At 68.6% G+C, this 9,924-nt stretch carries 9 protein-coding genes; 5 read left to right on the forward strand and 4 right to left on the reverse strand.

Annotated features, from left to right (window positions below; translation table 11 throughout):
* Positions 1 to 3: 3 nt before the first annotated feature.
* The 4 genes from WBA97_RS19120 to WBA97_RS19135 form a co-directional block, all read right to left on the reverse strand.
* On the reverse strand, positions 4 to 957 hold the full coding sequence (locus WBA97_RS19120; protein ID WP_424232209.1) for an alpha/beta fold hydrolase: 954 nt from the start codon (positions 955 to 957) through the stop codon (positions 4 to 6).
* Complete coding sequence (locus tag WBA97_RS19125) at positions 954 to 1,463, reverse strand: phage holin family protein (protein WP_424232210.1); 510 nt, start codon at positions 1,461 to 1,463, stop codon at positions 954 to 956. The genes WBA97_RS19120 and WBA97_RS19125 overlap by 4 nt, the downstream gene beginning before the upstream one ends.
* Before the next feature lie 46 nt (positions 1,464 to 1,509).
* Positions 1,510 to 2,673, reverse strand: a complete 1,164-nt coding sequence (gene nhaA, locus WBA97_RS19130; protein WP_424232211.1) for a Na+/H+ antiporter NhaA — start codon at positions 2,671 to 2,673, stop codon at positions 1,510 to 1,512.
* A 231-nt stretch (positions 2,674 to 2,904) separates the two neighbouring features.
* Positions 2,905 to 3,624, reverse strand: coding sequence for a VIT1/CCC1 transporter family protein (locus tag WBA97_RS19135; RefSeq protein ID WP_424232212.1), 720 nt, complete (start codon positions 3,622 to 3,624; stop codon positions 2,905 to 2,907).
* Between the two features lie 241 nt (positions 3,625 to 3,865).
* Between WBA97_RS19135 and WBA97_RS19140 the strand changes: the two genes are divergently transcribed.
* The 5 genes from WBA97_RS19140 to WBA97_RS19160 all read left to right on the forward strand — a co-directional run bounded on the left by WBA97_RS19140 (position 3,866) and on the right by WBA97_RS19160 (position 9,890).
* Positions 3,866 to 4,561, forward strand: coding sequence for a Crp/Fnr family transcriptional regulator (locus tag WBA97_RS19140; RefSeq protein WP_424232213.1), 696 nt, complete (start codon positions 3,866 to 3,868; stop codon positions 4,559 to 4,561).
* A 190-nt stretch (positions 4,562 to 4,751) separates the two neighbouring features.
* The gene (locus WBA97_RS19145; protein WP_424232214.1) at positions 4,752 to 5,378 is read left to right on the forward strand and encodes a hypothetical protein; all 627 of its coding nucleotides are present in this window, start codon (positions 4,752 to 4,754) and stop codon (positions 5,376 to 5,378) included.
* Positions 5,375 to 7,582, forward strand: coding sequence for a hypothetical protein (locus WBA97_RS19150; protein WP_424232215.1), 2,208 nt, complete (start codon positions 5,375 to 5,377; stop codon positions 7,580 to 7,582). The genes WBA97_RS19145 and WBA97_RS19150 overlap by 4 nt, the downstream gene beginning before the upstream one ends.
* 3 nt (positions 7,583 to 7,585) lie before the next feature.
* Positions 7,586 to 8,521, forward strand: coding sequence for a hypothetical protein (locus WBA97_RS19155; protein WP_424232216.1), 936 nt, complete (start codon positions 7,586 to 7,588; stop codon positions 8,519 to 8,521).
* Positions 8,502 to 9,890, forward strand: coding sequence for a DUF4407 domain-containing protein (locus tag WBA97_RS19160; RefSeq protein ID WP_424232217.1), 1,389 nt, complete (start codon positions 8,502 to 8,504; stop codon positions 9,888 to 9,890). Before WBA97_RS19155 ends, WBA97_RS19160 begins: the two co-directional genes overlap by 20 nt.
* The last annotated feature ends 34 nt before the right edge of the window (positions 9,891 to 9,924 follow it).

Consider the following 9,924-nt stretch of genomic DNA (forward strand, 5'->3'; position numbering starts at 1 on the left):
GGACTATCGGGCGAGGAACTCGCTGATCGCGCGGTTGGTCGCGGCAGGCGCCTCCTGCGGCGGGAAGTGGCCGACGCCATCGAGCGTCGTCGTCCCCACCGGGCGCGTCGCCCACGCCGCCGACGCCGTCAGCGTGCGCGGCAGCACGCACGGGTCGAGCGCGCCCGCGAGCTGTAGAACGGGCACGGTCACCTTGCGCTGCATGGCTTCCGCGAACCGGCGGCCCTCACCACGCAGCTGCGAGCGGCCGGCCCAGCGGTAGTACTCGAGCGCGCTGTGCGCGGCGCCGCGGACCATCATCGCCGAGCGGTGCCTGCCCGCGGACATCGCGAAGTCCGATGTGTCCGTCCATTGTGGACCGGACCATCGGCGCATCAGTTCTTCGACGGTCGCCGCGTTGTCCCTGGTGAGCCAGCGTTCCGGCGCGAGCGGCACCTGTGCGCGGAACACGTGCCCGAGCGCGCGGGCCTGGTTGGTGTCCTTGCGGTGCAATACCGTGCGGCGCAGCTCCCTGCGCAGTGCCATGGGATGCGCCGACGCGATCGAGGTGACTGACCGGACCAGCCGGGGGTGCAGCGCGGCGACCGTCCACGCGAGCATGCCGCCCCACGCATGGCCGACCAGGTGTGCCCGGGGCTCGCCAAGCGCCTTGATCAGGCCGCCGACATCGCCCGCGAGGGTCCAGCCGTCGTAGCCGCGCGGCGGCTTGTCGGAGTCGCCGTAGCCGCGCAGGTCGACCGCGACCGTGCGGTAGCCGGCGTCCGCGAGCGCGCCCAGCTGGTTGTGCCATGACCACCAGAAGCCGGTGAACCCGTGCAACAGCAGCACGAGCGGGCCCTCGCCGGTCTCGGCCACGTGCAGCCGGATGCCGTTGGCGTGGACGTCACGGTGCACCCACGGCCCGTCGAGACGCACGGTCGACGGGTCGGGTCGCACGATGGTGCCCGCGCCGCTCAAGGACGGCGCGGTTCCAGCTCGTAGTGCTCGTCGTCACCGCGGCCGCGCAGCGTGGCGATGGTGTCCTTCGCCGAGTCGATCGTCCGCTGCGGCGCGCGGATCCGCTTGAACTTGCGGATCCCGACGAACACGAGCAGGGCGACGACGACGATGAAGATCACGAACGTGATGAGGAAGCCCGCCCACGGGTGGTCTTCCCAGTCCAGGAGGTCGTTGATCCCGAGCGAGAACGCGACGAAGAGGAACGGGATGGAGAGCAGCAGCACGACGAGCGCGATGATGAGCGAGACGCTGCCCGTGAGGCCTTTCTTGATCTCACCGGTGACCTCGGACTTCGCCAGCTCGAGCTCGCCCCTGATCAGCGTCGAAAGGTGCGTCGTGGCGTCCCTGACCAGCCCGCCGATCGACTGGTCCCCCGGTGTGCTCGCGTCGTCCGATAGCGGGATCGACGGGACCCTGGGCAGTCCTGCCCCGTTTCCGTGGCTGTTCTCGCGCGCACTGGTCACCGCGACATCGTGCCACGTGCGAATGAAAGAAGCTGGCCGGGCGGGGTCAATCCGCCGAATGAGCCTTGCTTCTACGCGCCAGCAGCATCGCGGCGAGCAGTGAGGCGAGCGCCGACGCGACCAGAACGGCGCCCTTCGCCAGCTCCATGTCGGGCCCGTCGAGTGACAGGTCGGCGATCAGCAGGCTCACCGTGAACCCGACCCCGCCGAGCATCGCGACCGCGGCGAGATCCCGTTTGCCCAGGTCGGGGGGTAGCCGGGCCACTCCGAGCCGGACGGCGAGCAGCGACGACCCGACGATCCCGACGATCTTGCCGACCACCAGCCCCGCGATGATCGCGAGCGAGAGCCGGTCGGTGAACAGGCGGCCCAGCGCGTCCCCGCTGAGCGAGATGCCCGCCGCGAAGAACGCGAACACCGGCACGGCGAGCCCGGCCGACCACGGCTGCAACCGGTGCTCCAGCCGCAGGCACGGCGACTCCTCCTCGCCGGGGTCGGTGCGCACCCTGGTCAGCAGCGCGAGTGCGACCCCCGCGATCGTGGCGTGCACCCCGCACGAGTGGACGGCGACCCACGTGGCGACGGCGACCGGCACGTACACCCACGGCGTGCGGACCCGTTTGTGCTGCAGGAACCAGTAGAGCGCCAGCAGCGCCACCGCGACGGCCGCCGCGACGAGGTCGAACGAGCTGGTGAACAGGATCGCGATCACCAGGATCGCGCCGAGGTCGTCCACCACCGCGAGGCTGAGCAGGAACAACCGTGCGCTGCTCGGCAGTCCCGACGCGGTCAGCGCGAGCACCCCGAGCGCGAACGCGATGTCCGTGGCGACGGGGATCGCCCATGCCTGCGCCATGCGCGGATCACCCCAGCCGACGCCGAGCGCGACCAGGGCGGGCACGACCATCCCGCCGATCGCGGCGATCACCGGCAGCAACGCGTTCTTGAGCTGTGACAGCTCGCCGACCACCAGCTCACGCTTCAGCTCGAGCCCGGCGACGAAGAAGAACAGCGCGAGCAGCCCGTCCTTGGCCCAGTCGCCGACGGTGAGGTTCAGGTGCAGGAAGTGCGGGCCGACCTCGGCGTCGCGCAGCGCCAGATAGGCGTCGGCCCAGGGCCCGTTCGCGGCGAACAGGGCGATCGCGGTGGCGATGAGCAGGATGGACCCACCCACCGTCTCGGTGCGGAGGAAGCGCCCGAACTCAGTCACAGGTCTCCAGGGGTCGGCGGACTGACATGCCGACCAGGCTTCCCGGCTCACCACCGTCGACCCTAGTGCCTCGTCCAGGCGGATGCGGCGGCATGATTCTCTTTCGGCCCCGCCGCCCGCCGGCCGCGTTGCCGAAAGGCCCGAGTACAACCCGGTAGGAGGACCTTCCGGCGCCTTGCCGGCGAACACCGGGAGCCGCCGATAACCACCCCGATCCACCTGGACGGGGCACTAGCCACCGACGGTGACACCGAACAGCACCCCGACGAGATAGGTGACGAGCATCGTCAACGCGCCGACCCCGACGTTCCGGACGATCGCGCGGGCGACGTTCGCGTTGCCGAGCCGCGCGCTGACCGCCCCGGTGAGCACGAGCCCGGCCAGTACCGCCGCCGCACACGCCAGCACCCGCACGCTGACGTCCGGCACCGAGATGGCCAGCAACGGCAGCAACCCACCGATCGTGAACGCGACGAGCGACGCCCACGCCGCGTGCCATGGACTGGTGAGGTCGTCAGGATCGATGCCCAGCTCCGCCTCGGCGTGGGCCTCGAGCGCGTTGTTCTGGGTCAGCTCGCGCGCGACCTCGGCGGCGAGGCCGGGGGAGAGGCCACGCTCCTCGTAGATCTCGGCGAGCTCCTGCTCCTCCTCCTCGGGCATGGTGTCGAGTTCGTACTGCTCGAGCCGGAGCGCGGCCTGCTCGGTGTCCCGCTGCGTGGAGACGGAGACGTACTCGCCGCCCGCCATGGACAGCGCCCCGGCGACCAGGCTCGCCACCCCGGCGACCAGGATCGCGGACCGGTCGGCCGTCGCCCCCGCCACGCCGACCGCCACCCCGGCAACGGACACGATCCCGTCGTTGGCCCCCAGCACCCCGGCCCGCAACCAGTTGAGCCGCACACCAAGACTCGCATGGTGCGGCTCACCAGGATGGGTAACGGACACGGCCATATTGAACCCTGTGTGGCAAAAGTTCGCTGACTGTCACACAACTGTGTGTTTCTGTCGGTGGTTCACTCGCACGGCGGAGCCAGTTATTCCCGTAGTTACCCTCGACGCCAGACATGGCAGTGTCGCTGACCCAAATGGTTGATTATTGCAAGCATCTGGTGTTAGCCCGGATTGTAACTGCTTCTGGTAGTTAAAATTTCACCAGACTAGGGATTCCTGTCGTCGTTCGTGGGGATTCACATTGGGGGACTTTCACGGAGTCGACGACCAGTGGTCGCCGTCCACCCTGCTCGGAGGCCTGAGGCCCACCGATCGGGCGGCATTGCTTGCGGTGGGGACCAGGGTCGAGTATGCGAGCGAACGGCGCCTGATCGAGCAGGGCGCGGCAGATGACCACGCGTACCTGCTGCTCGCGGGGATGGTCAAGGTATCGATTCGTGACGACAACGGGCACACCGCATTGCTCGGTATTCGGATAGCGGGTGACATGGTGGGTGAGATGGGGTCGTTGGAGGGATCTCCGCGCTCCGCCGACGTCATCGCATGTGGCGCGGTCGAAGCACGGGTGATGGGCGCGGCCGAGCTGCGTTCGCTGACCCGGCGCCACCCGGACATCGCTCTCGGCCTTGCGATGATGATCGGGAGACGCCTGCGCTGGGCCAACCGGCGCAGGCTCGACTTCTCCTCGCGGGACTCGCGCACGAGGGTGGCGCGGGTTCTCTACGAACTGGTTCGCGGCTACGGTACGAAGAAGCCGACGCACTGGGAGATCGGTGTGCCGCTAACACAACCGGAGATCGCGTCCCTCGCGGGCGTAGGACTGCGCACGGTAGAGAAAGAACTGCGTTCGCTGGAATCCGAAGGCGTCCTCATCCGGAAATATCGGCGGATCGACGTTGGTGATCTTGCCGGATTGCTCCGGATCGCGAACGGGTGAGCAAATCCCGCACTGAGACGGGTTCTTGTTACTTGCTGTGCCTGATCATGACACCACTGTCAGCTCGGAGCACTCGAAAGGCCTACCCGTGTCATCAGATGGACTAACGCGACGACGTCTCTGTGTCGCGATGGACGCGAAGAGTTATGGCTCTCGCGTTGAGGTGGACCAGCGGGAGGTGCAGCGCGGGATGGTGTCGGTCGCAGGCACGGCCGCACGCGCCGCTGGACTGTACCGGGGCGACTGGATCACGCAGGACGGAGGTGACAGCGAGTTCGCTGTCCTCCCGTCCATGGAACCGGAGGTCGTCGTGGTCGACCGCTACGTCCGCGAGCTCACCGCGGAGCTGCATCGTTACAACGACCGTCTCCGGCCGGAAGCGCGGTTGCGACTCCGTGTCGCCATGCACTTCGGTCCGCTGTCTCCGGCGGAACTTGGCCACGCGGGACCGGCACCGGTCGCGGTCGCACGGCTGTTGGACTCCGGTGTGCTCCGGGCCGCGCTCGCTGAGGTGGTACCGGCGAACCTGGCCCTGCTGTTGTCTGAGCGGATCTACACGGACACGGTGGCGAGCCTCGCCACCACCTGGCGACCGGACGAGTTCCGCCAGGTGCGTGTGCATCAGAAGGAGTTCGACGAGCCAGCGTGGCTGTGCGTGCCCGGCCACGATGTGCACGCGATGACGTTGCGAGTAGACGAACCGCCGCGTGAACCGGGCCCGACGTCGCCTGGCGCGCAGCATGTCGTGCAGAACACCATCAATACGGTGCACGGCGAGCGTGTGGTTTTCGGCATGCAGTTCGGGGCGGATCAGTGACCGCTGCCGAGGTGCACGAGCAGGAATCGGTAGCGGCCACCCAGGAGGCGCCGGACGAGGACGCGGGGCAGGGGAAGCCGGTGGACGCCGCGCCTGCCGAGTTCGAATGGGACGGAGCGGAGGAGTTTCGCCATCTCCGCAAGACCTTCAATGTCCAGAACAACATCTATGGCGGCGTGCGTGCCGAGCACGGCGTGTTCGGTGTCGGTTTCGGCGAGTCGCTGTCGTCGGCCGCGTCGGGACCGCTCGACGTGGAGCGGGTTGCCGAGACGTTGCGGTGCTTCGTGTCGCCGCCGGAGCGATCCACGGCCCTGGTGTTGTTGCGGCAGCACAACTTTGTGGTGCTCGTCGGCCCGGAGAGCAGCGGCAAACGGGCCCTTGCGCTCCACCTCCTGCGCGAGGTGTGTGGGCCGGACGCTCCGCTTGAGGCCGCGTCGCCCGCGCGCGGCCTCGGTCAGTTGGGCGGCATCGAGTTCGTCGAGGGCACCGGCTACCTGGTCGCCGACCACCTTGGCACGAACGAGGAGCCTGCCGTCCGCAGCTACGAGGCGGACCGTCTGGCGACCGCATGCTCGAGAAGGGGTGCGTATCTCGTGCTCACCACGACATCGCGGCGGATGAGCGAGCGCCACCTCACTCCGTATGCGATTACCGTTGGCCCACCGGATCCGGTGCAGACGCTCCACAGCCACCTCGGGGATGTCACAATCGAGCCGGACGTCATCGCGATGGGGGAGGAGCACGTGCGCGCGGGCGGCCGCCCGCGGGGCGTCGCACTGCTCGCACGCCGCATGATCGATGACTCGGCCGATGCTGTCGCGGCCATGCGGGACGTGCCGAAGGAACAGGTCGCCACGTGGTTCGACGGCCGGATCACGATGCGGGACCTGCTGTCCATCACTGCACTGGCGGTTGGCGGCAGCCAGCCGGAGCCGACGCACGATCATCTAATCGACCTGCTGCGCGTCCACGCCGTCGCCACGCAGGAGAAGCGGGCGGCGGCGCCGCACCTGCCATGGCATGAGGAGGTTCTCGAGCAACGCTCCAGGAGCCATCCGCTCGTCGCCGTCGTCGCTGCCGACGACCTCGACGACGATGGTTGGCTGGCTGGGAAGCTGGTGCGGTTCCGCCACGGGGATCACCGTGCGCACGTGCTCCGCGAGCTGTACGACCGGTACGGGCACCAGCTGTGGCACCCAGTGCGCAACTGGGTGCACGACCTTTGCCGGTCCGACTCGCCGGTCGATGTCCTCGGTGAACTCGCCTACGCGCTGGCGCTGCTCGCCAGGGAGAACTTCGTCGAGATCCGGGACGGATATCTCACGGGCTGGGCCGCTGGTCTTGCTGCGGAGCGCACGACCGCCGCGATGGTGTTGTGGTTCATGAGCTACGACGACCGGCTGGCCCCGGTGGCGTTGCGCACCGCACTGGACTGGGGCCAGAACAACGGGCTGAACCGCGCCGTCACCTCCGCGCTCGCACTTGGCGGTCCCCTGGGTATTCGGTTCTCGGACGAGGCGCTGCAGCGGTTGTGCTTCCTCGCACTTCGCGCAAGGCGGATCGGAGAAGTGGCACGGACCGCGATCAGCGTGCTGTTCGCGGTGGCCGTGGCCGAGGACTCGGTGGCAACGGGTCGGGTCCTCGCGACCGTGCGAACCGAGCTGATCCGCGCTGTCGACCCACATCACGCCGCGCCCGCGGACCTCACGACCGACAGCTACGTCGTGGAACAGCTCGCCGAGACGGCGGTCGAACAGGTCGAGAACCAGGAGCAGTACGAGCGAGGGTGGACCGGGCGGGTCGCGAAGGCTGCACGGTCGATGGCCCTCGCCCTGCTCCGTGCGGAGGAGGGCGAGGGGAGCGGTCTGGTCACCGCACGGATTCTGCGCGAACAGCCGGAGCACGTTGAAGTGCTCGGCGCGCTCTGGGCTGAGGTTCTCTGCAGCTCGCCGCACCGGAAGGAAGCCATCGACACGCTGGTCGAGGCCCTGCGGTCCCTCTCGGGGGACGCGGACCTCCTCGGCACGGTGGCCCGGCTCGGCGCCGCGATCCACACGGCCATGCCCGTCCCGCACCGTGCTTTGCGCATTGCGGAGCTCGTCAGAGCGATGACCACTGGCACCGCCGCCGACCGCCCGTCACCCGCACTCGTGACCACCCTGCTCACCGCGCTGAGCGCCACCACCCAACCTGTCGGGAGCTGAAGTATGGCCAACACCACCACCTACCCGGTCGTCGACGAACGGGCACTCGACCCGGCGACGCGCCGCTGGCTGGGGCGCAGCCGCGACCTGAGCGAGCTGCCAAAACACCTCCCCGGCACGGTGCCGGTCTTCGAGGTACACAACGGTTACGTCGCCTTCCAGGAGCGCAGGCACCTCGGTCGCCGTGAAGAGCTGGTGATCAGCGCAATCTCCGTCAGTACCGTCGACATGCGACCAAAGACCGTCACCGTCCAGTTGCAGGTGCCGTCCTGCAGTGCGGCCGACGAGTTCGTGCTGCTGGTGGACTTCTGGTGCCAGGTCGAGGACCCAGAGCGGGTCGCGGAGGCCGGTCTGCGAGACATGACCGAGCCGTTGCGGCAGTACCTGCGGCGGGACGTGAGCCTTACGCAAATCGGCGTCCGTTACTCGGTCGAGGACATCAACGTGGTTCGAAACGAGCTGTTGAGCCGCGTCGACGCCTACACCCGGCTGCGTGCGCCGCACGTCGATGGCATGAGCGTGGCCCTGGGTGCGGTCCTTGTCGTCACGCCGAAGGACCTGGCCGGCTACGAGCGAGACCTGCGCAACGTGCGCTGGCACCAGAACAAGGAGGTGCTCGAGCACTCCGGTGAGGACCGCAACGCCGAGCGGTTGCGCGCCTATGTGGACGGCGGGCCGAACGCACTGTCCGCGCTCGCGGCAGCCCGAGGGGAGCTGAACCTCGGCGCCGCCGTGGAGCGCGGATACCGGATAGCCGAGGACAAACGCAAGCAGTTGATCGAGATCCTCAAGTCGATGCCGGAGGAGGAGTGGCACACGATCGCCATCGACAGTCAGCGGATCGTGGGCTCGCTCGTGGACGAGCTCATCGGCACCCAGCCGGACGCAGCCCGACCCGGCCTGGCGGACGGCGGTGAGCGTGGCCGGCTCGACGCCTGACGACCACTTCGAGCACGATGTGCTCGCTCAGCCGGGACTCGGCCTTCTCCCCGGCGAACGGCCGACGGCCGAGAACCGAGGACAGCGCGCGGGTCAAGCCCTGCGCTGGCTCGCGGGTGTCAACGAGGAACTGCTCGCGTGGGTGCCCGGTGAGCGGGCGAAGTACACCGCACTCGGCGGGGTGGTGCTCGGCACCGCCACCATCGCCGCGTTTTCGATGGCGATCGCGCTCACTGAAGTCCTCGGCGGGTTCCATGTCCTCATCCTGCTCCCGGTACTGATCTGGGGCGTCTTCATCGCGAACCTGGACCGCTGGCTGGTGTCTACGTCCACCGTCGGCCGGTGGGGGAGACGGGCCGGGCTGTTCGTACCGCGGCTGGTGCTGGCGTTCGCCTTCGGTGTGGTGATCGCCGAACCACTGGTGCTACGGGTGTTCGAGTCGGCGATCGAGGAGCACATCCACCAGGAGCGGGCGGCGGCGGTGACGGTGCTGGAGAGTGGGTTCACCCGCTGCAACCCGGCGCCGACCGCCGACGAACAGACGAGGGCGGCCACACGAGAAGCGGCGTGCGCCAGCTACCGGCTGGGCCTTGAGACCGGTTTCGAGGCGATCCAGCAGGACGTCGCCGCTAAACGCGCGACCGCGGACACATTGGCGGAGACGATCCGGAACGACAGCGCCGAGCAGGCCAGACGGGACATCCTCGCTAGCAACGAGTGTTCCGGTACGCGGGCTCCGGGCTCGACGGGCCGGATCGGCAGAGGCCCGGAGTGTCAGGCACGCGAGGCCGAGGCCGCCGAATACCGGAACGCGCACCCGACCGCCGAGCACCAGGAGAAGCTGCGCGAGCTCCGCGACGAGATCGGGGTGCTGGAGGCCGGGCTGAGTTCCGCTCAGCAGAACTACGAGGACACTCGCGCGGACGCCATCGCAGGCAAGGTAGCCGAGATGCGGGCGAGCCAGGGCGCGATCGGCCTGCTCGAGCGGTTCGGTGCGTTGACGAAGCTGACCGAAGACAACGCGGTCCTGACCACGGTCACTTGGTTCATCCGGCTGTTCTTCATCGCGATCGATTGCCTGCCGGTCGTCGTGAAGTTCATCAGCGGGACGAGCCGATACGACGAGCTGGTGGAGGCGCACTCGTCGAGCGCGCAGAAAGTGTACGGGCAGAGTGTCCGCACCATGGAGGGTGCGTTGCTCTCCGACCTGCGTGGCCGCCAGCACGAGACAGCGAGTTCGGCTGACATGGTGCGGTCGGCGACCGATCACAAGCGTCGCCTGCACGAGGCGCGGCTCGATGTCGATCTCGACCACCAGGTCACCGCGCTGGCTGCGCAGCTGCGTGGCGGGCCTGCGTACGAGGGGTGAGGGCCGGCGTGAGGGGTCGTGACCGCGTCACGGC

Origin of the sequence: Actinophytocola sp. (assembly GCF_049647105.1) — a bacterium.
GTDB lineage: Bacteria > Actinomycetota > Actinomycetes > Mycobacteriales > Pseudonocardiaceae > Actinophytocola.